This window comes from Chitiniphilus shinanonensis DSM 23277, from assembly GCF_000374805.1.
GTDB classification, from domain to species: Bacteria; Pseudomonadota; Gammaproteobacteria; order Burkholderiales; family Chitinibacteraceae; genus Chitiniphilus; species Chitiniphilus shinanonensis.
In genome coordinates this window covers 43,582-63,420 of the sequence record NZ_KB895334.1, presented here as the reverse complement: position 1 = coordinate 63,420, position 19,839 = coordinate 43,582, and the positions used below count along the sequence as shown (strand labels likewise).

General features: G+C 62.4%; 20 protein-coding genes and 1 pseudogene. 10 read left to right on the top strand and 11 right to left on the bottom strand.

Going from position 1 to position 19,839, the window contains the following annotated elements; translation table 11 throughout:
* The first annotated feature begins 113 nt into the window (after positions 1–113).
* The 8 genes and pseudogenes from ychF to C556_RS0100280 all read left to right on the top strand — a co-directional run bounded on the left by ychF (position 114) and on the right by C556_RS0100280 (position 7,009).
* Positions 114–1,205 (top strand): redox-regulated ATPase YchF, encoded by a 1,092-nt coding sequence (gene ychF / locus C556_RS0100315; protein ID WP_018746222.1) that lies wholly within the window; start codon positions 114–116, stop codon positions 1,203–1,205.
* A 260-nt stretch (positions 1,206–1,465) separates the two neighbouring features.
* A pseudogene (locus tag C556_RS24225) lies at positions 1,466–2,011 on the top strand (tyrosine-type recombinase/integrase); the annotation flags it as partial.
* A 45-nt stretch (positions 2,012–2,056) separates the two neighbouring features.
* A complete protein-coding gene (locus tag C556_RS23995) occupies positions 2,057–2,641 on the top strand; it encodes a tyrosine-type recombinase/integrase (RefSeq protein ID WP_281164957.1) in 585 nt (194 codons plus the stop codon).
* Entirely contained in the window at positions 2,628–3,041 is a 414-nt protein-coding gene (locus tag C556_RS22665; RefSeq protein ID WP_157235666.1) for a hypothetical protein, read from the top strand. Before C556_RS23995 ends, C556_RS22665 begins: the two co-directional genes overlap by 14 nt.
* 49 nt (positions 3,042–3,090) lie before the next feature.
* Positions 3,091–3,438 carry a hypothetical protein gene (locus tag C556_RS0100305; RefSeq protein WP_018746220.1) on the top strand — a complete coding sequence of 116 codons (348 nt, stop codon included), beginning with the start codon at positions 3,091–3,093 and terminating at the stop codon, positions 3,436–3,438.
* A 108-nt stretch (positions 3,439–3,546) separates the two neighbouring features.
* The gene (locus C556_RS0100300; RefSeq protein WP_026262681.1) at positions 3,547–3,768 is read left to right on the top strand and encodes an AlpA family phage regulatory protein; all 222 of its coding nucleotides are present in this window, start codon (positions 3,547–3,549) and stop codon (positions 3,766–3,768) included.
* Between the two features lie 293 nt (positions 3,769–4,061).
* The gene (locus tag C556_RS0100295) at positions 4,062–5,021 is read left to right on the top strand and encodes a replication protein (protein WP_169338577.1); all 960 of its coding nucleotides are present in this window, start codon (positions 4,062–4,064) and stop codon (positions 5,019–5,021) included.
* 1,328 nt (positions 5,022–6,349) lie between these two features.
* Positions 6,350–7,009 carry a DNA-binding protein gene (locus C556_RS0100280; protein WP_018746215.1) on the top strand — a complete coding sequence of 220 codons (660 nt, stop codon included), beginning with the start codon at positions 6,350–6,352 and terminating at the stop codon, positions 7,007–7,009.
* A gap of 115 nt (positions 7,010–7,124) precedes the next feature.
* Here C556_RS0100280 and C556_RS0100275 read toward each other — a convergent pair whose 3' ends face one another.
* From C556_RS0100275 to C556_RS0100220, 11 genes are all read right to left on the bottom strand, one after another.
* Positions 7,125–7,718, bottom strand: coding sequence for a hypothetical protein (locus tag C556_RS0100275; RefSeq protein WP_018746214.1), 594 nt, complete (start codon positions 7,716–7,718; stop codon positions 7,125–7,127).
* Positions 7,712–8,203 (bottom strand): hypothetical protein, encoded by a 492-nt coding sequence (locus C556_RS0100270; protein WP_018746213.1) that lies wholly within the window; start codon positions 8,201–8,203, stop codon positions 7,712–7,714. The genes C556_RS0100275 and C556_RS0100270 overlap by 7 nt, the downstream gene beginning before the upstream one ends.
* A 16-nt stretch (positions 8,204–8,219) precedes the next feature.
* Positions 8,220–9,341: a M23 family metallopeptidase gene (locus tag C556_RS0100265; RefSeq protein ID WP_018746212.1), complete on the bottom strand. Its 1,122-nt coding sequence runs from the start codon at positions 9,339–9,341 to the stop codon at positions 8,220–8,222.
* Positions 9,342–9,355: 14 nt separating this feature from the next.
* On the bottom strand, positions 9,356–10,159 hold the full coding sequence (locus C556_RS0100260) for a hypothetical protein (protein WP_018746211.1): 804 nt from the start codon (positions 10,157–10,159) through the stop codon (positions 9,356–9,358).
* Positions 10,152–10,637, bottom strand: a complete 486-nt coding sequence (locus C556_RS0100255) for a hypothetical protein (RefSeq protein ID WP_018746210.1) — start codon at positions 10,635–10,637, stop codon at positions 10,152–10,154. Before C556_RS0100255 ends, C556_RS0100260 begins: the two co-directional genes overlap by 8 nt.
* A gap of 14 nt (positions 10,638–10,651) precedes the next feature.
* Positions 10,652–10,921 carry a hypothetical protein gene (locus tag C556_RS0100250; protein WP_018746209.1) on the bottom strand — a complete coding sequence of 90 codons (270 nt, stop codon included), beginning with the start codon at positions 10,919–10,921 and terminating at the stop codon, positions 10,652–10,654.
* A gap of 11 nt (positions 10,922–10,932) precedes the next feature.
* Entirely contained in the window at positions 10,933–11,367 is a 435-nt protein-coding gene (locus C556_RS0100245) for a FliH/SctL family protein (RefSeq protein ID WP_018746208.1), read from the bottom strand.
* Complete coding sequence (locus C556_RS18680) at positions 11,364–14,189, bottom strand: DotA/TraY family protein (RefSeq protein WP_018746207.1); 2,826 nt, start codon at positions 14,187–14,189, stop codon at positions 11,364–11,366. The genes C556_RS0100245 and C556_RS18680 overlap by 4 nt, the downstream gene beginning before the upstream one ends.
* A 517-nt stretch (positions 14,190–14,706) precedes the next feature.
* Positions 14,707–15,339 carry a hypothetical protein gene (locus tag C556_RS0100230; protein ID WP_018746205.1) on the bottom strand — a complete coding sequence of 211 codons (633 nt, stop codon included), beginning with the start codon at positions 15,337–15,339 and terminating at the stop codon, positions 14,707–14,709.
* Positions 15,339–16,022, bottom strand: coding sequence for a nucleotide-binding protein (locus C556_RS0100225; RefSeq protein WP_018746204.1), 684 nt, complete (start codon positions 16,020–16,022; stop codon positions 15,339–15,341). The genes C556_RS0100230 and C556_RS0100225 overlap by 1 nt, the downstream gene beginning before the upstream one ends.
* A gap of 12 nt (positions 16,023–16,034) precedes the next feature.
* The gene (locus tag C556_RS0100220; RefSeq protein WP_040430038.1) at positions 16,035–16,478 is read right to left on the bottom strand and encodes a hypothetical protein; all 444 of its coding nucleotides are present in this window, start codon (positions 16,476–16,478) and stop codon (positions 16,035–16,037) included.
* Between the two features lie 347 nt (positions 16,479–16,825).
* Here C556_RS0100220 and C556_RS0100215 point away from each other — a divergent pair, with 347 nt between their 5' ends.
* A complete protein-coding gene (locus C556_RS0100215) occupies positions 16,826–17,146 on the top strand; it encodes a plasmid mobilization protein (RefSeq protein ID WP_018746202.1) in 321 nt (106 codons plus the stop codon).
* The gene (gene traI, locus C556_RS0100210; RefSeq protein WP_018746201.1) at positions 17,143–19,836 is read left to right on the top strand and encodes a TraI/MobA(P) family conjugative relaxase; all 2,694 of its coding nucleotides are present in this window, start codon (positions 17,143–17,145) and stop codon (positions 19,834–19,836) included. Before C556_RS0100215 ends, traI begins: the two co-directional genes overlap by 4 nt.
* The last annotated feature ends 3 nt before the right edge of the window (positions 19,837–19,839 follow it).

The window sequence follows — 19,839 nt, the reverse complement described above, 5'->3', positions numbered from 1 at the left end:
GGCCCGCCGCGGGCGTCCTGTCAGTACGTGCCGGGCAGGGCGACGCGCGGGTGGTAGAATCGCGCCTGTCCGAGATCGCCACGGCGCGATCCACCTTTTTCCGGGAATGCACCATGAGTCTGAAATGCGGCATCGTCGGCCTGCCCAATGTGGGCAAGTCGACCCTGTTCAACGCGCTTACCAAGGCCGGCATCGAAGCCGCCAACTATCCGTTCTGCACCATCGAGCCCAATGTCGGCGTGGTGGAAGTGCCGGATGCGCGCCTGGGCCAGTTGGCCGCCATCATCAATCCGCAGCGCATCGTCCCGGCCATCGTCGAATTCGTCGATATCGCCGGTCTGGTGGCGGGCGCCAGCAAGGGCGAGGGCCTGGGCAACCAGTTCCTGGCCAACATCCGCGAAACCGACGCCATCGTGAATGTGGTGCGCTGCTTCGACGACGACAACATCATCCACGTGGCCGGCAAGATCGACCCGATCTCCGACATCGAAGTGATCGGCACCGAACTGGCGCTGGCCGACCTGGCCACCGTCGAGAAGGCGATCCAGCGCGACGGCAAGAAGGCCAAGAGCGGCGACAAGGAAGCGATCAAGCTGGTGGCGGTGCTGGACAAACTGGTGCCGGTGCTCAACGAGGGCCGCCCCGCCCGCGCCGCCGGCCTGTCCGACGACGACAAGGCGCTAATCAAGCCGCTGTGCCTGCTGACCATCAAGCCGGCCATGTACGTGGCCAACGTGGCCGAGGACGGCTTCCAGAACAACCCGCTGCTCGACCGCGTGACCGAGTACGCCAAGGCTGAAGGCGCGCCGGTGGTGGCCGTCTGCGCCGCCATCGAAAGCGACCTGGCCGACATGCCGGACGAGGACAAGGCCGAGTTCCTGGCCGAACTGGGCCTGGAAGAGCCCGGCCTCAACCGCCTGATCCGCGCCGGCTACCAGCTGCTGGGCCTGCAGACCTACTTCACCGCCGGGGTGAAGGAAGTGCGCGCCTGGACCATCCACGTCGGCGACACCGCGCCGCAGGCCGCCGGCGTGATCCACACCGACTTCGAACGCGGCTTCATCCGCGCCCAGACCATCTCCTTCGCCGATTTCATCCAGTACAAGGGCGAACAGGGCGCCAAGGAAGCGGGCAAGATGCGCGCCGAAGGCAAGGAATACGTGGTGAAGGATGGGGATGTGCTGAACTTCCTGTTCAACGTCTGACTCGGTTTGCTGAACCTTGCTGAACCTCCATGAACCACAACAATGCGCCAACATGTTGATTTTGCTTTTGTTTTCAGCAGATTCAATGTTCAGCGAGGTTCAGTAGTGTTCATGGCATTCCAGGAAAATTTGGGGTAGTCTTTGGGGTATGAGCCGAGTTGAGTGGGGGTACGCCACTCTCTTGACGGAGCCCCCAGGATGCCCAAAGACCTTCTCAGTGACGCCAAGATCAGGACCGCCAAGCCAGACGCGAAGCCTACAAGCTCAGCGACGGCGGCGGTCTTTTCCTGTTGATTCAGCCCTCAGGCAGCAAGCTGTGGCGCTGGAAGTTCCGGCTCAACGGGAAGGAGAACCTGTTCGCTGTCGGCTCCTATCCAGAGGTTGGCCTAGCCGATGCACGCGCAGCTCGCGATGCAGCTCGTGATCTGGCGAAACAAGGCATCAATCCTTCTCAGCATCGCAAGGACGAGCGGCAGCGCAACATCGACGCCGCAGCAGCCCGCAAGCACGCCGAGGCCCTGGCCCTGGAAATCTCGTTTGCCAAGGTCTCCGCCGCATATCTGGCCGAGGTGAAGGCGAGCTATACGCTGGGCTCCTACCGGGCGAAGGAGTCCCGCATTCGGAAGTACCTCGCCCCCAAGCTCGATGATCTACCCATCACCGAGATTAGCGCCAAAGAAATCCGGCCAATCTTGGAGGCATGCAAGGCATACGGCGCCTGGGCGGGCATCCACGTCAAAGGAGACCTGTCGGCGATTTTCCAGCACGCAGTCGTGAGGGGACTCGTTGACTCCAACCCCATCCCCGGTCTGCGTGGCCTGCTGAAAATTCCGTCGAGCCAAAGCAAGGCCGTGCTGACGGCCGACCAGATTCGCGCCTTCTATCGCGCGCTGCGTGCCTACAGAGGCTATCCCGAGACGGCCCTTTGTCTTCGCCTCATTGCGTTCACCGCTTGCCGCCCCGGCGAGGCCGCCGATGCGGAGTGGAGCGAGTTCGACACCGAGGGGAAGCTATGGCGGCGGCCGGCAGCCAAGATGAAAGCGCGGCGCGACCACGTATCGCCGCTCTCCGAGCCAGTCCTAAAGCTGCTTGAAGAGCTACGCCCCATCACTGGGGCTGGGCGCTACCTGTTTCCACATCGTAGCGGCGAAGGCTTCACGACACCGAACCGGCTGACCTACGCGATGCGGGACATGAACCTCGGCGAGCGCACGACACCGCACTGCTGGCGCACCACCTTTTCAACATGGGCCAACGAACAGGGCTTCCGACCGGACGCCATCGAACGCCAACTGGCGCATGTTGAAAGCAACCGGGTGCGGGCTACGTACAACAAGGCCCTGTTGTTAAACGAGCGGCGCGAGATCATGCAGGCATGGGCCGACCATCTTGCCGCCTTGGCTCACGCAGGGAGTACCAGCGATGCCGCCAATTGACGCAGCACTTGTCTTTGAGGCCATTCGCTATCAGGCCGCCTACCGTGCCGAGGCGCGGCAGAACCACCATCGAAGCATTCCTGGCCCACTGGTAGCGGAGCTTCTCCGTTACATCGAGGGCAGTATGGAAGGCATCACCCAAAGCGAGCTTGAGCTACTGCTCTTGTCGTCTCGTACTGCGCGCACGACGCGCCTGGACGGCGACAACTTGGGTGCCCAGTGGCGCGCCTATGTCGCTCACCGGGGTCGCGACGTTCACGAAAAGAAAGAATGGCGTACTTGGTATGGCAAGTACGGCAAGAAGGAAGCAATCCGAAAGCTCGCCGTCACCCGATCCTTTCCTCATTCAAGAGCCACCCCTGCCACGCTTGGACTCGGACGAAGATCAAAGCCCCGCTGAGTTGCCAGTGAGGCCGCAGATGAGAGGATTGCCGCAGGACGGGCGGCCAATGAAGTTCCACAAGATGCGAGACATCTTGGCGCGGTGGACGGCCGCGCTCATGCAGCGGGCCATTGAGCAAGTTGCTTGCTTGCCAGACGAGGAGCGGACCCGCGCCCTGGTGAGATCGCTGCAACGAGTGCAAATGCGCCTGCATCCCATAGTGGAGATGGTGAACGCATGGGAAGCAGCCAATGAGTTGCTTGCCGGTGGCATTCGGTTGGAAACACCGAATGACCTGCCCGCTGATTTCTCCATCGCCTTGGCTGGCGTCGAAGCGCGCGAGGCGCGCAAGCAGCAAGAACTCGTCGCGTATTGGGAGAGACGATTTCCCACCCTACTGAACAGCATTCCCTGACCACCGTTTGACCCGCTGCTGGTGAAGCAGTCGAAACTCGTTCTCTCTGCTTTTCGGGCTCGCTTTTACTGTGATCGCATCGTTCATCGAGGTGCGGTGAGGTTCACAGTGGAAAACAACAAAGAACAACAGGATGTCGTCATCCTTCGTCGGCCGCTGGTCGAGAAGAGAACCGGCTTAACGAAATCCGGCATTTACTTTCTCATCCGAGAGGGTAGCTTCCCGCGCCCTGTCCGTCTCGGGGTGCGCGCCGTGGGTTGGATCGAAGCGGAGGTCTCTGCCTGGCTGATGCAAAAGGCCGACCTTCGCTCAACATCTGTTCGCTCGTGATCGCGCCGGACACAGATCGCAAATCGGGCGATCCAGGCGCAGAACATCAAGCCAGTCTCTCATTGCCCGAGAGCACGACAGCGCCACTCTCGGGCCAAGGTCGGAAGCGAGCCAAGGCGACGCGCCGTCGCGCTGTCGCCCCACCACCCGATGGGGCCTTCGAGGCCCGGCAGTTGTGCCTCTTCCAGACCTTTCTGGCGAACACCGATCAGCAGCGCAGCGCATTGTCGAACGCTTGCGATTTGTGGGACTGCATACCGCGCTACACAGTCTCCCGCTCACGCATGAACAGCATGCGAACACCCGAAGGATTCCTCGAAGTTCTTGAGGTTCCGTTTCACTACAGGCAGCGACAGCTCACTGCCTTGATCTATCCCGCACGAGTTCGTGCGGCGGATGGCCGCCGCATCAGTTACTACCCAAGCGCCCGCGAAGAACTGATTGAGCACGCCCTGCGGAAGTTGGCCACCGAGCAGCAGGCGGGTTTCTTTGACCGACCGGACTATCGCAGCGGGGTGCGGTTTTCATTGCATCGACTCCGGCGAGAGCTGGAGCAGCAGGGGCACAGCTTGCGATACGACGAATTGGTCGAAGGACTGGACATCCTCTCGCTCAGCAGCATCGAGATCATCGCCAAGGGTGCTGACGGTGAAGAAGGCTTCGCCCGCGCTACGTACCTGACCGCACTCGCGGGCGTGAGCCGCAGCGACTATGAAGCTGATCGAGATGCCCGCTGGCTGGCCCAGTTCCATCCGCTGGTGACGCGCAGCATCGATGAGGTGACCTATCGGCAGTTCAACTATCAACGGCTCATGAATTGTGATGCGCAGCTTGCTCGCTGGCTCCTCTGCCAACTTGTCCTCAAGTACACGCAGGCATCAATGATCGACGGATTTGACATGCGCTTCAGCACGATCAAGCGTGACAGCGCACTGCTGAATGGCTACGGGCGAGTCCGAGATGCTGTCGCGGCACTTGATGAAGCATGGGATGAGCTGAAATCGCTGGGTGCGCTGCACAGCATCGACAAGAAAGAACACCGAGGCGGCCGCAACAAAATCGAGGATGTGACCTACACGATCAAAGCTGCCCGTGATTTCTCGGCCGAACAGAAAGCCGCAAACCGCCGCCGCAACGATGCCCAACGAGGTGCCTCCCAGTCATCGTCAACAGCCGGATCGAGTGCCGGGTGGCTACGTGCCGGCAACGTCGTGGCGAGCGCGCTTCACCTGCCTCGCCCACGGGTGGAATAGGTCGCGCGTGAGACCGAGCATCGGGGGGAATGGGTCGCAGGTTGCAGGGGGAACTGGTCGCGGGACGGCTTTTGACGAGGGGTTTGACTCGCGGGAGCCCTCGCCCCCAGGGGGGATAGGTCGCAGGTCGCGGGGGAGTTCAGGGGGAATGGATCGCGAGTCGTTGAAATCGCAGGGGGAATGGGTCGCAGGTCGCGCCGGAAGCCCTTGGAGGCGGCAGAAGCTGTGCATAAGTCGGCGGATTTCCGGCCTCTCTTCGACGTGCAGCAGGGGGAATGGCTCGCGGGTGACTTCTGCTATGTTGTTGATACGACAGAAGATTGCGGCGAATTTCTGCACCCCTATCCTTTTACCCTTGTTCTTATCCTTTAAGACTTATCCTTGGTCGGTGCCGCCTCGCCCGCACCGATGACGCTCCAGGCTGTCTCGAAGACTCAACACGGGCAGCTCCCTTCGCTGACGCTGCGGGCCGGGCTGTTGCGCTGCGCGTCGAGCCATCTACGGAGTCTCGCCCCTTCGGGCCGCCATCCCTCTCTCGCCAGTGCTCGGCTGCCGCTTGCGGCCTTCGGCGGGGGCACCCCCTACGGGGGTTCCCCCTCCCCCAAATCGTGGCCCCCGCGGGGCAACATTGCTTGAAGGGCGGACAAGCCGCTTGGTGGTGTTCGACGACCTGTGCGCCGTGGCATGTGTTCGGCGGGCTACGCTAAAAATCGGCTTGGGCCGATTTTCTTCACGCTACCGCCTCAGCCCTGAGTCCCCCGGACTCAGGGCCAAGCACGGTATGCCCCGGTGAACCATCTGGTGATGCGCACAGGCCGATTGGTCTTTAGAAAAGGGGGGGGCTGCCGCCGTCTCTGCTCGAAACGGACGTGCACGAAGGTGCAGAGGCCCAGCAAGGTGCCTTTGAGGCATGGGAGTGGCCCGGCCGCCACGACGCCTCCGCCTCGCCTCGGCGCTCGACATCACCAACGTGCGGGCCGGATGGACGCCCTCGGCGTTAGTCCGAGGGCGCATGGCTTACTTCTTGAGCAACAGGACGATGTGGTGCGTGATGCCCGTTGCGAGCAGCACGGCGTTCTCGTTGTTGCAGAACGGATAGCCGTTGTGCTTGATGACGATGATTTCCATTGTTTTCACCTCCTTTCTGGGCAGTCGCCTCACATCTATTTATGCGGCAGCACCAAAAGTCGGTGAAAAAACCTCGCCATCGGCGGACGCCCCTTGCAGGGGCCGCACCCCGCAAGCGACGGGCGACACTGCCATCACGTCCCCTTGCTCCCCATTATCGTAATTACGATAATTATCGTAATACACCGAAGGGGAACGACATGGCGAAGGCGGTAGCGACACAGGAGGCCGTATTTGCGGCAGCAGACGCCCTCGTTGCCGAGGGCAAGGAACCGAGCATGACGCTCGTGCAGGAGCGCACGGGCGGCTCGTACACGACCGTGAAGCGGCACCTCGAAGCGTGGGTGGCCAAGCGCAAGGGCGAGATCGCCGCCGTCGATCTGCCCGTCGACATCGAGGCGCGTGGCCGGGACTTCGTGCAGGCTCTGTACGCACATGCGCTGCATGGTGCGAAGGCGGCCGTCGCTGAGCCGCTCGCGCTGGCCGAAGCCTCCCGCGACAAGGCCGAGGGACTGCTTGCCGGTGCCGAGGCGGAAGTTGCCCGGCTGGAAGGCGTCGAGCAAGAGCAGATCGGCCGAATCGACGCGCTCACCCAGCGTGTGCGCGAGCTTGAGATGAGCACGGCGGCCCAGCAGGCGACGATTCAGGAGAAGGTGGCATCGGTTGCGCGGCTCGACGCCCAGCTTGCGGAGGCGCAGAACGCCCTTGCAGCACGCGATCAGGAGTTGGCTGGACTCCGGGCCTCGGTCAAGGCCGTCGAGGGCTTGCAGGGGCAGTTGGATGCCCTGCAACGCACCGTTCAAGGACTGACCGCTGCGGCGGGCGCTGGTGCGCCCTCGGCCAAGGGAGGAAAGAAGTGACCAGGCCGAGCCGCATCGAGGCGCTGATCGCCGACCTGCGGCTGACGGCCGCGAGTTTGCAGCAAGTTATCGATGCCTGCCAGGTCGCCGGGCCTGGGTCTGAACTGCTCCAGCACTACCCCAAGATGCTGTGTGAGCTGGCGACCCGCTGGGAAACCGAAGCCGAGCGGGTGGTGTGGCCCGAGGACTTGCCGCGCGAAGAGGTTCTCACGCCTGCCGAGGTGGCGGCCATTGAGGCGACCGAGGCCTTGCTTGGCAAGCTGCGCGGCGACGACTCAACCGGCGTGCAGCGATAGGTCGAGAGGGATCGAGCCAGACGGCGGGCCGTGTCCACGCTGAACGGCTCACCGATGACCACCACCCGCTTTTCGCCGAACTGCTCGCGGGCCGTTTCGCCCCATGCCGGGGGCACCAGACACACCACTGCCTCGCACTGGGCCAGCGTGCCGTTGTGCCGCAAGGCGGCAAAGACGCATCCGGCCTCGTAGCTGATCCAGAACCTCAGATCGCGGTCGCGCGGCGTGTCCGGCGTCAGCATCAGGCGCTCGCGCAGCTCGGGCGGGTAGGCCTCGCAGACCTCTGCGGCCGAAAGCTTGGCCGAGTGGAACACCGCCACGTTGATGTTCGGACGGTGGGCGACGAAGGCCGCCAAGCTGCGGCGGGCCTCGGGCGTGGACAGAATCGAATCGTGCTCAATCAGCATCAGCATGGCAGGGCCTCCCCCAGTGTTTGCCGGAGCGGACGGCGAACACCGCTGACCAGCTCCTCGTTGAAAACAACACGCGCCACGGCGGCTTGCAGCCGCTGCGCAGCTTCCTCATCGAAACCGCAGGGGCACAGGATCAGCGGCGCACCCGAGCGGGACGCCTGCTGGATGTAGCCCTGTGCATCCCAGTTCGGCACCACGGCCGCCCAGTAGAGCTGCCGCGTCCGGCGAAGCGTACCGGTGATCTCGCGTTCTGGCTGCTCATCCGAGCGCACCGGCCGGTGCGCCACGTCGTTGATGCGGTCGCCCAGTTCGGGCACCTCACCGCGCACGTCATCGACTGATCGCATCGCTCCAATGCGCCACCGAGTCAGCACGAGATCCACCTGCGGATAGGGCATAAGTACCTTGGCGAGCCGGGCAGCAGGCCCGATGCCGCCGATGGTCTGCCCGTACAGCAGCCGCTCGAAGTCGAAGAACAGGATCATGGTGTGGCCTTGGCTATCACTGGATCGATCGCTGCACGTCGGAGCGCTGCGCCCGCTCGCGGGCGGCGTCCACCTGTTGCCGCTTGGCGGCGAGCTTTTGCGAGGTGTAGAGCGCCATCAAGGCTTCCATGCGCTCTTTCTTCTGCCGGATCGCTGCGTTGAGCTGTGCAGACACACCCATCGCGCGCAGATAGTCCAACCAAAGAGCGCGGCTGCTGACTTGCGTGATGGACTTGTTCCATTCCGAGTCCGCGAAGCGGCGCATAGCTTCGGTGCTCATCATCTCGGCGGGCGACATGGTTTCGTAGTCACCGATGGGTGGCGACGGCAGTGAGCCGTAGCCGTCCGCGTCGTTGAGCACGCTGGAGATCGAGGTCGCGCCCTTGGCGGCGGCCTGCAAGGCGTCCCCGTTGGCGGCGGCCACCTGCACCGGATCGAACTGCGTGGACGGCGGCACGCCCATCGGCGGGGCCGCGCCAAACAGCTTGTTGTATTGCGCCATCGTGTCGCTGCCCAGCACCGGATACAGGCCGTCGTTCTGGATCGGATAGGTTTTGCAGAAGTAGGGCGACGGGTCGGTCGCGTAATTGAAAGCGCTGTTCTGTTTAGTGATGGCGTTGGGGAGCTGGGCTGGGTTGAACGTCGGGTTCTTGTTGGCGTCGGCCGAGAAGGTCTTGGCGCGGGCGTCATCCGAGTTCGGCACCCCGTAGATGAAGTGCAGGTGAACTGTGCCGCCCGGCTGCATCCCAGTGGCACCAGCACGGCCGATCTCTTGCCCTGCCTGCACCTTGTCGCCTTCCTTCACGGCGATGTAGCTCAGGTGGTAGTACACGGCCGACTGCCCGTTGTCGCGCTTGATGACCACGGTATTGCCCGCGCTGCCGCGCAGCTTGGCCCACGTCACAGTGCCCGCCGAGGTGGCATAAAGCGGGGCGGTTTGTCCGCTGGTCGAGAAGTCGAGGCCGTCGTGCATGTGCGGCTTGGTGTTGCCCGAGCCGAAGTTGGCGGCACTGCCTTCCCGGAATTTGCCGAAGCGGCCGGAGACTTGCTCCTTCGAGGTAGGCGACACCATGCAGGTGTCAGCGAATGCGCTGCCGCTGATCGCCAGCGCGAGGGTCAAAACGAGCGGCTTGCGCATCTCTCAGTCCTCGGTCAGTTGAAGAGGCTCGAAGCCCAGCTCGTGAAGCTCTGGGGTTCGGTCTGTGTGGGTTGAGCCTGCTGGCTGGCCTGCGGCTGTACCGAGGTCGAGGGCGCGGTCTGCACACCCTGCTGGGTGCTGGCCCCCGTGTTGAACACGGTCTGGTTCGAGGCGAAGGCGTTGGCGTTCACGCTGTAGGTAGTCGCGGCCGAGGCGGGCTTGTAGCCACTGCCGAGCTGCGGATCGAGGGTACTCATCGAGCCGCCCACGGCGCTGTTGGCCATGCCGTTGATGTCGGTGAACTGCTGGCCCAGCGTGTTCCATTGGCCGATGGCCTGATTGATAGGCGACGTGACCATGCCGGACACCTTGCCCACGGTCGAGCACACCTTCTTCTGCGCGTACTTCAAAACCGCGTCCTGCGCCGAGGACAGGATCGAGCCGAGCGAAGGAATTGAGAACGACAGGTCGATGATCTGGCTCACGCTCGCGAAGCACTGATCGTTCACGTCGAAGAGGCTTTCGACGTTCGGCGTGGCCGAGGCCATCTCGCTGTGCGCGCCGATGGCGGTCTTGATGCTTGCACCGATCCCCACGTCGTCGCAGTTCTTGAGATCGTCCTGCATCTTCTGGTTCATCGCCGCGTCCACAGCCGCCATCGACGCTGACACCCCGGTAGTGGCTCCGCTGCCACCCGTCGAGAAAATGGACGAGAACCAGTTGCCGCTGGTCTGGGACGCGCCCGCGCTGGCTGCCAGCGCGAGCGAGGCGCCCACCAGCACGCCGATGGCGGGCTTGGTGAGGGCGGCTTTATTCATGGCCGCCTCCACGGATGCAAGCGAGCTGGACGGTGCCGGGCTGCAGCTCGCTGGCTTCGAGTAGGCCACCCTTGACCTTGCGGATGAAGCGCGGGCCGTCTTTCTTGAGGACTGCCGCCTTCGCCACGTCGGCCAGCTTCGTGCCTACCGGCTGGACGGTGTACGAGCTGCCTTCATCTTCGTCGCCGTGGAAGATCGAGATGGCCGACACCTTGAGCGAGCCGAATACGGTCAGCGCCTCGGGTAGCTTGTGATCGCCATCAAGCTGCCGGTTTGTCAGGCCGAAGATGCCCAGCACCGACGAAGCAGAGGGCAGCGGTTCGCGGCACTCGATGGCGGCGCGCAGGATTGCCGAGGCCTTGGCCCAGTCACCGACTGCGGGGGCGTTTGCATCACGTAGGGCGGCGGGCATCTGAGCGCTGGCAAGCGTAGCGACCAGCAGGAGGGTGGAAGCGATCAGGGCGCGGGTGGCTTTCATGGTGAGCGGGCCTCTCAAGCAGCTTGGTAGGACACGGGCACGCGGTCGCGGCCCAGAACGACAGAGGCGAACTCGCGCAGCCCCGGCAGGTCGCCGAACGTGCTGGCGATTCCGCCCGGAGAAGTCAGCACCCAACGGTCGGTGCTGCCTGCGAGCGTCGCGTGCAGCTCGTAGCCGTCATTGGTGGCCACGATGCGGGCCGTGCGAACGGCGGAGGGGGTGACGCGGCGAACCCGGCTGTTGAGGTGGGTGGCGTGGAGGAAGGTGATTGAGGGGCGGCGCATGAGGTGACTCCTTACGGGATAGGGGATTCAGTCGCTTGCAGGCATGCCCGGCGCGACTCATCGACGAGACGCATGACCACGGACAGACCGGCGAGCTGGGGGTTGTTGTGGGGCGCAGTGCGGATCAGGCCTTTCGCCATCGCCTTGTCGAGCCGGTCGGCGTACTTCAACGCGAAGGCGACCTTGGCAGCGTCGTCGGCGTGTAGGAGGGCGTCCGCAGCGGCAGCCAGAATCTGGGCCATGCCCTGCACCATTTCATTGGCAGCATTCAGTTGCGGCTGAACTTCGGCCCATGCCTCCTGACGACCCTGTTGGATGCCCTGATTCATGCCCTTGCGGAAGCCTTCATTGAGGCCACGCTGATGGCCCGCTCGCTGCCCATCCTGATAGCCGATGCTTTCCATCTCGCGAGCAGCGGCAGGGGGGCTCCAATAGTCGTGGGTCATGCTTCCTCCTTCGGTGTTGTGGCGTCGCCCGTGTTGATCGGGCCATCGGGTTCGGCTGCGTCACCGGGAGTGCGCTTCGCTTCAATCGCGGCGGCGACGCGCGAATCCGCTCCCTCGTTGAACGCGGCGACAGCTTCCTTGCCGATGGTTGGTGCCGTGCGCTTGAGGGCTGCTGCTGCACCAGTGACGGCGGCAACCCCACCGTTCACGAGTGCGTCACCGGGGCCATTGGCTTGTCGCATGGCTTGAGCGGCACGGCCAGCGCTCTCGCTGACGGTCGAAGCCGCTGCCATCACTGCATGGCCCATGCCGACGCCAAGTGCATCGGAGACGCGATTGCTCATCGTGCGGCGAGGCTCGCCACCTTCCGACTCAATCGGAGGGGTGTCACCCGCCGACAAAGGGCGCGACGACTCGACATTCGATCCGCGAGCGGCACCTGCGGAGGCAACACCACTGCGGGCGGATGCCATAGATGCCCCAGTGCCCTCGGCGGCTGCATCCAGAGGCGGGGCCACACCTTGACCACCCACGTTCACAGGAGTCGTTCCGGCACCACCGCCACCACCAAGGCGGGGCGTGCCCCCACCGGAAGAAGGGCCACCAATGTGGCCGCCATTGCTGGAGCCGCCATCCTTGTCCTTGGGTAGCCCCTGCACCAACGGAGAGCGTGCCTGAGACGACAGGTTGGAACGCATTTCGCTGGATGCGCTGGTGGCACCGAGGTCATGGACACCCACGTTCAGCCATGCCAGCACGCGATCCGGCAGCACTTGGGGTAGGCCGTAGATCATGAACAGCACAGGCAGCAGCAGGCCGCCGAAGGCGATAAACCACCAGAAAAACTGGTTGAACTGGGCAAGTACACCGACCCAGCCGGTCGAAGCCGCAACGTCGCCGCGCATGGCGAAGAACGCCTTGGCGATGTAGTCAACCAGAGGGTCAGCAACCAACGTCGCAGCGAACAGGCCAATGACAGCCAGCGCCGGGCGCACGAAGAGCGCCATCAGTAGCAAGTAGCCTTGAGCTTCTGAGCCGACGAAGGTCTGACTCGGGCGCATGTGCATCACAGCCCATAGCGGTGCGGCGATGACCGTTTGCAGCACACCCAGTACCCAGCCAACAACCGTCACCATGAAGATGGTGTAGGGCAAGCTGGGCAGAAAGACGCCAAAGTAGAAGGCCAGCAGGCCGATGTAACTCTCCAGCTTGGCGAAAACCTTGAACGGGACCTCAATCAGCCAATCCCAAATGGGGTCGGTCACACCACGGAAATCGGCCTTGTTCCCCAAGATTTCGACCCCGCCTGCTGCGCCAACCACTACGCGAGCCGCAGTCATCGTGGTTTTGATGGTGAACTCGGCCGCCCACAGCATGGTTTGGTAAGAGGCCAGCAGGTCGCCGGTCAACTTCATCCGAGTGATGGCATCCGTGCCTGATCCGCTGCCGATGGCAAGGTCGGTCGTCTTCTTCATCAGGTCGTTCATTAAGAGCGTGGTCTTGGTGGACATATCTGCATCCAGCGAGCCGACATTCACGTCACTGTTCTTGTCCCGAGGCAGCAAGCTCGCCATGTCCTCAGGCTTGACGGTGGTCGAACCGGCATAGCCATTGCCAGCTTGCTCGGCCTTCTTGACGATGGTTTCAGCGATGGTCGTCACGCTTGTTTTGAGCAAGCTAGACCGGGCGTCGTCCGGGAGGCCTGCCAGTGACGGCGTGGTGACGCCGCCCACCGATTCACTGGTGATCGTTCCCACCTTGGTGCGCAACAGGCCAATGCGCTGATACCAGCCACCGGCCATTGCCCAGCCCTCCTTCGTCATATCCGCGACGAAGGCAGTAACGCCGTTGTTGATTGCGGACTCACCGGAGGTCATCTGATTCGCAATCGCGGCGACGATCTGATCCTCTCGGTTCTTCACGATGGTGTTGAACTGCGACGACTGCACATTGGTCCAGCCCGGCTGACTGACGTCGCTGGGCATCGTGTTGACCCAGTTGTCGATGTCTTGCATCAACCCCATCGCAGCAGCGGCCTTCTGGCTTGCCAAACCTGCGCGCACGTTGTCGAGTGCGGCTTGTGTTCCCGAGGTGTCGCTGTAGTTGCCAGAGGGGGCATAGGTGGTCAATGTGACGGTGCCGCAGATCGGCTCACCGCCGCCGAGATTGGTCGCCGCGTTGCGATCCTTGATATAGAACGTGTAGTCCGTGCGCGTGCCGGTGACGAACTGCTTGTCTGCTGCGGCCGAATCCGCCATCACAGCGGGATTGCCTGCTGCATCGGCGTAGATGGTGTTGGCAGCGCGGGCGCAGTAAGCCGCCGCGAGGTACTGCTTGGCGAAGTCCCGCAGCCCGAAGTAGGTGCCAGTCTGGTAGGAGGTTGCGACGATGCCATCGGGTTTGAGTAACCCCATGCCCATGCCGACGTTGTAGACGGTGTTGGCGAATCCGATGCTCCACAGCGAGATCATCAGCACGAGCATCTGGATGAAGCTGTAGCCACTGGTCGAGGGCAGGAGCACTGCGCCACCAGCCACGATCCGCACGGGCGTCCAGACCGTGCTCCACGCCTTGCCCATCGCCTCGCCATCGTTGGCCGTGTTGATCGCGCCCATCGATGCCACGTAGGACACGATGATCGAGCCGACGACCAGGACACCGGAGTTGAAAACGCTGAACACCGCCGCCAGCAAGTTGCTTGCTGCGGCGACGGTGTTCGGGTCTTGCCCCTTCACCAGCACGTCGATGATGGGGCCGAAGATGTGACCAAGGATGCCGACCGTCACGTCATCCGGCGAAGGTGAGAAAGGCATCTGGGCCATGTGTTCGACTCCGATCAGTTCTTTTGCGCTTGGAAGAATCTTAGGCCATGCTGCATACACGCGCAACTATACGCACCAAAAGCAACAAGCCTATGTTTTTTGAGCGACACACAATGTTTATCACAGTGTTTGCGCACTGTTTGACACATTGTTGAGGTGTCGAAGTTGCGCTAGAAAATCGTCTTTTTTGAAGGAGAGAAAAATGCAGATTGCGACTGTTTCCGGGGCCATACAGGTGCCCGACCTGAAAGCACGGGCTGGGGCCGCGCACGAGCGCGTGAGGATGGTTGGCGCGGCCGTCGTACGTCCCGCCAAGGAGCTTGGAGCGCGTCTAAGCGCTGTTACCCGAAAGCCGTGGTTTTTCCCGGCGCAGGTGGTGGCGGTCTTGGGCCTGTTGTGGCTGCAACAGCACGGCTACTTGCATGTGCCAGTGACGATGTGCGACTGGGCCAGAGTCGGCAAGTAGCTTGTCATCGGGATGCGAGGGCGCTGCTTCCGCAATGCTCCCTCGCCAGCGTCACGGCAGTGCCCATCCGTGCAAACTGCCGTCCGCATCTGGGTAGGGCAGGCAAGCCCCGTTTTTCACCTTCCAGCCCGGTGCGCTGCATCTTGCTACCTGCTGCAAGCTACCCACCAGAGCCAAGCGATATGCCAGTTGCCCCTCTGGCGTGTTCGCCCAAGTGGCTGCTGCGGATTCATTCCGCGCTACTTTGATGGCTGCGCCATATCCTGCTTCTTTCCCTTGATCGAAGGCCATCCAGCCAGTTATCAGTAAGCTGATTGAGGCTGCTCCGATCCCGATGGCCAGCGCTTTCCACTGCTGTTTTCTTGCGGTGTCACTGGCCACTTGGTTGAGCGCTTTGCCGAACTGCTCAACGAGGTCGCTGTGTGCCAGTTGAGCTGCCGTAGCTGCCACCTGCCGGGTTGTTTCTTTCGTCTCGCGGACTACTGTCTTGGCTGCCGCCTCGATGCGGCCCGGCATGCTGCTGTACAGCCCGTTGTAGAACTCCAGCACGATCATCAACACCATGATGGCGTCGTTCTCGCGCACATCCAGCACGTTCATCACACGGGCAAGCCGATCAACTTCTTCTTGTGGCGGCTTTCGCTGGAAAGCCGCCTCGAAGGCGGCAGCAACAGCCAAGGTCATCACATCACCTGCGCAAGCGACTTGAATGCTTCGTCACGCCACCGGATCAGTTCGGCCCTGTGCCCCAGCGGCATCTCTTTCATTGCTGCCTGTATCGTCAGACGTTGCGTCGCCATCTGGTCCGCTACCCTGTCCGCGAGGTCGGGAAAGTCCAATGTGTGGCCGCCGCCCTCTTCGATCCGCTTCTTCAACTGACTGCCGTTGTAGAGCTGGAACTTTTCAGTGCTGCCGTAGTACCCGTTGCGCACCACATGCACCTGATGGTCTTTGCCCACGGGCATTGCATCAAGGTAGTCGGCCAGCAATTCCAAACTGTCCCTTTGTCGGTTGATGACCCACATCGTGACCATCGTCCTGCCGAGTTCCCCCAAGGTGCTTTTCAGCGTCTGCCCGTAGCGTGCTACCCCCGCGCTGTTTCTTGCGGCTGTGTTCACGATGACCGGGATGCCGCGAGCCTTGTCGAGCGAGTTGATCATCTCAATCCACCCATCCGCTTCGTCGAGGCTCATGGCCGCGCACTGGACTGTCTCCGAGTGCGCCTTGAAAACGTCTGGGTTCGCGTCATCAGTTTCGATCACAAAAGGCTCAATGCCACGCTGTAGGAAAGCGTCGATCAAGGCGGTTGCCACCATGCTCTTTCCGGTTCCGCCCTTGTTACCGGCGCACAGATAAATCTTGTTCATGTCATTGCTTCCTCAGAGTTGTTGGCGATCAGGCCGGGTGATTGCAGCGGTTGCGCTGCTGGTGGTGCTCGGTGCTTGCGATAGAGCCGCTGCTGCGCGCTCCCCAATGGTGGGTGCGGATGCCAAGTTTTCACTGGGGCGCGATGCGTGTGGCGTGCTATCAGGGGTGGCGCTGGTGGCTACCGCCTTGCGCTTCCCCGATGGCTTCTTGCTGTTGGCCTTGCTGCGCTGCAAGTAGCTCTTCAAAGTAGGAGCCCCTATCTCAAGCCCTTCCGTCGTGAGGTATTCGGCCACCTGTTGAATCGTCCAATTGCGCTCCCGGATCAATGCCAGGATGTCCGCCGCAAGCAACCTGACCTCTTCCTGTTTGCTGATCTCCCGAGTCTTGTTTTCCACCGCGGGCAAGGCGCGCAATTTCGCCGCAAGTTGCTCCGCTTGTTCAATCGTTCTCCGCATTTCCATACGCTCCTCAAATGCTCTGTTCGTGCATCGTAGGAGCGACGTGCTGGGTTGAACATGCTTTAGCTGGCCGTGGGAAAAATTGTTCTGTCTGGATTTGTTTTCAGGGAAAGAGGCGTCTGCATACTGACTGCTACTGGGGTGTGCCATAACCACGTAACAGGATGGCCCTTGTCGAACACATAGCGCTCCGCGCCATGTGCCCGCCAAGGGACGCCGTGTCCTCGACGCTCCGCGTCTCGATCCGTGGCTCACCTCATCCTGCCCTGCCGGGGGCCGGTGACAACGATGTAGACAAACAGACACACCCCGCCGCCCACGGGGCCAGTTGAAGGAGCCCGCGAATGCCGTTTGAGGTCAAAGAAGGAGAACCGCTGACGCAGCGGGTCGGTGTTCGCTTTACCGAGAAAGAAAAGGCAAAGTTGCAGAAGCTGGCTGATGACGCTGGCTTGACAGTCAGTGAGCTGGTTCGTCGCATCACCTTTGGGCGCAAGCTCATCACCGACTTGGAAGAGCAACACATCCGAGAACTCAACCGACTCGGAGGCTTGCTCAAGAAGCTCTACCTACAGTCGGGTGGCGTGAATGCAGCAGAAAGCGCCAGGGTGCTGCGACGCATCTATGCCGTTATCGACGAGCAGGCCAATCGGGCGAGCATCCGATGATCCTCAAGAAGATTCCTGTCGATCAGGACAAAGCCGGGCGCAAGTCAAAAGCGACCAACATCAGTGACCTGACCGAATACATCGGTGCGCCGGATGACGCGGCCCGTCTGACCCGGCTCGGGTATCACATCGACGACGATGGCGTGATCCACGGCGGAGACGGTGAGCAGCCGGAGAAGGTTCTTTATCTGACGACACGCGGCTTCAATACCAGTACCTTCAAGGGTCAGCAGGCAGAGATGATTGCTCTCTCAATGGAGTGCAAGAAATCGAAGTACCCGATTCAGCACTGGGTGGCGAGCTGGCATGAGGATGAGCAGCCGACACCTGAGCAGGTGGAGGAACTGCTGGACATGTTCCTTGAGCAGCTTGGGCTTGAGAAGCACCAAGTTATCGCGGCGTTGCATCGCGACACTGACAACATTCACCTGCACATCGCAATCAACAAGGTCAGCCCCGAAACCTATCAAGTGGTCAAGCCTGCGAAGGGCCGAGACAAAGAGGCGGCACAACGCACGCTTGCAATCATCGAGCATCGCCAAGGGTGGCGGCCTGAAAGAAGAGCACGCTACACGGTGATGGACGATGGCACCGTCGCCCGTGTCGGCAGGCTGGATAGCACGCCCAGCGTGCCGACCCGCGCGGGGGACATGGAGAACCGCACGGGCCAGAAGAGCGCGGCACGAATCGCCATCGAAGAGGCTGGCGAACTCATCCGGGCTGCATCGAACTGGACCGAGCTGCATCAAGGCCTCGCCGAGCGCGGAATGCGCTACGTGAAGGCCGGTGGCGGTGCGCATATCTACGTGGGCGATCAACCCGTCAAAGCGAGCACTGCGGGCCACTGGTGCAGCTTGCCGAAGCTCACCAAGCGGCTTGGTGCATTCGAGCCCGCCGCCTCCGCTGTCGTAGCGGTTGAACGCAAGCCAGAACCGTTGCGGCCAGACCTGCCCGGCTGGGATGACTACATTGTCGCTGCGACCGATCACCGCGCACACCTCGCGCGGAAACTGCTTGAAGAGAAGGAGCGCTACGAGCGCGAGCTGGCCCAGTTCCGGGCAGAGAAGGCAGAGCGCAGCGCGGCCATCGCCGCCCAGAACTGGAAGGGCAAGGGTGAGCTGTTGAATGCCATGCGCAGTGTGGCGGCAGCAGAAGCCAAGAAGGTTGAGCTGGAAATCAGGGAGCGGCATCGGCGCGAAGCCAAGGCGCTGCGAGATGCCCGCGAAGCATGGCCCGAGTACCACGACTGGCTTGCCAAGTGGTTCAGCGCCGAAGATGCGGGGAACTACCGATACCACCGGCACGAACCGCTGCGCCTCGAAGGTGACGGCGACAATGAGGCCTTGCCGCGCGATCTCCGTGCCTTCGCGGGCGAGATCGTCGGCAGTGCGGTGGAGTACCGCCGCCAAGGGGCGGCGGGGGGTGTGTCTGAGGCAGTGTCATTCACCGACCACGGCCGTCGCATCGACGTGCAAGAGGCGCACGACGTGGCTGCAACCTTGGCCGCCCTACAGCTCGGGGCCGCCAAGTGGGGCAAGGTCAGCGTATACGGCTCGGACGAATACAAGGCCACATGCGTTCGGCTTGCTGCGGAGCATGGCATCCGCATCGCCAACCCTGAACTTCAAGAACAAGTTGAGGCGGCCAAGGAAGCACGCCGGGTAGCACGGGAGGAAGCAATGCGCGCACCGCAGATGAGGCTCTTTGCGCAGTACCACGAAGCAATCGGTGCGGACAGGTACACGCTCACGTCGATCAAGATGGCGGCCGATCATCGCAAGGCCTTTGTCTTGGGTGGCAAGGACGGAGTGGAGGCCGCAGTGGTGGAGCGACGGATGCGGGAGCTGTTGCGCTTCCACGCACGCGGCGAGAACCTGTACTACACCCCGCGCAGCGAGAGGATGCACCATGTGCTGCTCGATGACTTGAGCGACGCCAGCCTGCGCCAGATGCTCGCTGACGGCTACCGGCCTGCCGTGGTGATGGAATCCAGTCCGGGCAAGTTGCAGGCCATCCTGAACGTGCCCAAGCTGGGCCGCCCGGACGATCAGGACGTGGGCAATCGCCTGATCGTCGCCCTCAACAAGCAATACGGCGACCCCAAACTGCAAGCCTGCATCCATCCACACCGCGCGCCGGGCTTTGAAAACCGGAAGTGGGAGCCGGGTGCGCCTGCGCCGAAGTACCAGCGGCCTGATGGCACCTTTCCGGTGGTGGAGCTGCGGCACACCGTGGCCTGCACCTGCGATAAGGCATACGCGCTGAGCTGTGTCGTTGCTCGCCAGCTTGACGAGGAAGTCCGGATGGCACAGGACCGGATGCCTGCCCTGCCCGTTGCGGCGCGTACTGCACTGTCCAGCAGTGCCTACGAAGCCCACTATCGCGACATCGCTGCGCGCCACAAGGGCGACGGCATCGACCTGTCGCGCGTGGATTCGATGATCGCCGTGCGGCTCCGGGCCACAGGGCACGGTCAGGACGAGATCGCGACCGTGCTTGAGGCCTACGCGCCGTCGATCCGTACCGCAGACGAGGGCCGCAACTGGCATGACTATGCCCAGCGAACAGCGCGCTATGCCTTTGGCCCGGACGGCTCGCGGATGCTCGCCAAGATCGAGCGCTACCGCGAGCAGTTCCAGCGCCTTGAAGGCCGTGATCCAGCCCATGAAGGGCCGAGAATGGGGGGGTGATGT

Bases quoted from the DNA above. Each gene is read 5' to 3' on its own strand.
- C556_RS0100260 (WP_018746211.1), bottom strand. From the start codon at position 10,159: ATGAATAAAGCCGCCCTCACCAAGCCCGCCATCGGCGTGCTGGTGGGC.
- C556_RS0100270 (WP_018746213.1), bottom strand. From the start codon at position 8,203: ATGATCCTGTTCTTCGACTTCGAGCGGCTGCTGTACGGGCAGACCATC.
- C556_RS18680 (WP_018746207.1), bottom strand. From the start codon at position 14,189: ATGGCCCAGATGCCTTTCTCACCTTCGCCGGATGACGTGACGGTCGGC.
- C556_RS0100265 (WP_018746212.1), bottom strand. From the start codon at position 9,341: ATGCGCAAGCCGCTCGTTTTGACCCTCGCGCTGGCGATCAGCGGCAGC.
- C556_RS0100280 (WP_018746215.1), top strand. From the start codon at position 6,350: ATGGCGAAGGCGGTAGCGACACAGGAGGCCGTATTTGCGGCAGCAGAC.
- C556_RS0100225 (WP_018746204.1), bottom strand. From the start codon at position 16,022: ATGAACAAGATTTATCTGTGCGCCGGTAACAAGGGCGGAACCGGAAAG.
- C556_RS0100305 (WP_018746220.1), top strand. From the start codon at position 3,091: ATGAAGTTCCACAAGATGCGAGACATCTTGGCGCGGTGGACGGCCGCG.
- traI (WP_018746201.1), top strand. From the start codon at position 17,143: ATGATCCTCAAGAAGATTCCTGTCGATCAGGACAAAGCCGGGCGCAAG.
- C556_RS22665 (WP_157235666.1), top strand. From the start codon at position 2,628: ATGCCGCCAATTGACGCAGCACTTGTCTTTGAGGCCATTCGCTATCAG.
- C556_RS0100245 (WP_018746208.1), bottom strand. From the start codon at position 11,367: ATGACCCACGACTATTGGAGCCCCCCTGCCGCTGCTCGCGAGATGGAA.
- C556_RS0100295 (WP_169338577.1), top strand. From the start codon at position 4,062: ATGCGAACACCCGAAGGATTCCTCGAAGTTCTTGAGGTTCCGTTTCAC.
- ychF (WP_018746222.1), top strand. From the start codon at position 114: ATGAGTCTGAAATGCGGCATCGTCGGCCTGCCCAATGTGGGCAAGTCG.
- C556_RS0100275 (WP_018746214.1), bottom strand. From the start codon at position 7,718: ATGCTGATGCTGATTGAGCACGATTCGATTCTGTCCACGCCCGAGGCC.
- C556_RS0100230 (WP_018746205.1), bottom strand. From the start codon at position 15,339: ATGACCTTGGCTGTTGCTGCCGCCTTCGAGGCGGCTTTCCAGCGAAAG.
- C556_RS0100255 (WP_018746210.1), bottom strand. From the start codon at position 10,637: ATGAAAGCCACCCGCGCCCTGATCGCTTCCACCCTCCTGCTGGTCGCT.
- C556_RS0100250 (WP_018746209.1), bottom strand. From the start codon at position 10,921: ATGCGCCGCCCCTCAATCACCTTCCTCCACGCCACCCACCTCAACAGC.
- C556_RS0100220 (WP_040430038.1), bottom strand. From the start codon at position 16,478: ATGCGGAGAACGATTGAACAAGCGGAGCAACTTGCGGCGAAATTGCGC.
- C556_RS0100215 (WP_018746202.1), top strand. From the start codon at position 16,826: ATGCCGTTTGAGGTCAAAGAAGGAGAACCGCTGACGCAGCGGGTCGGT.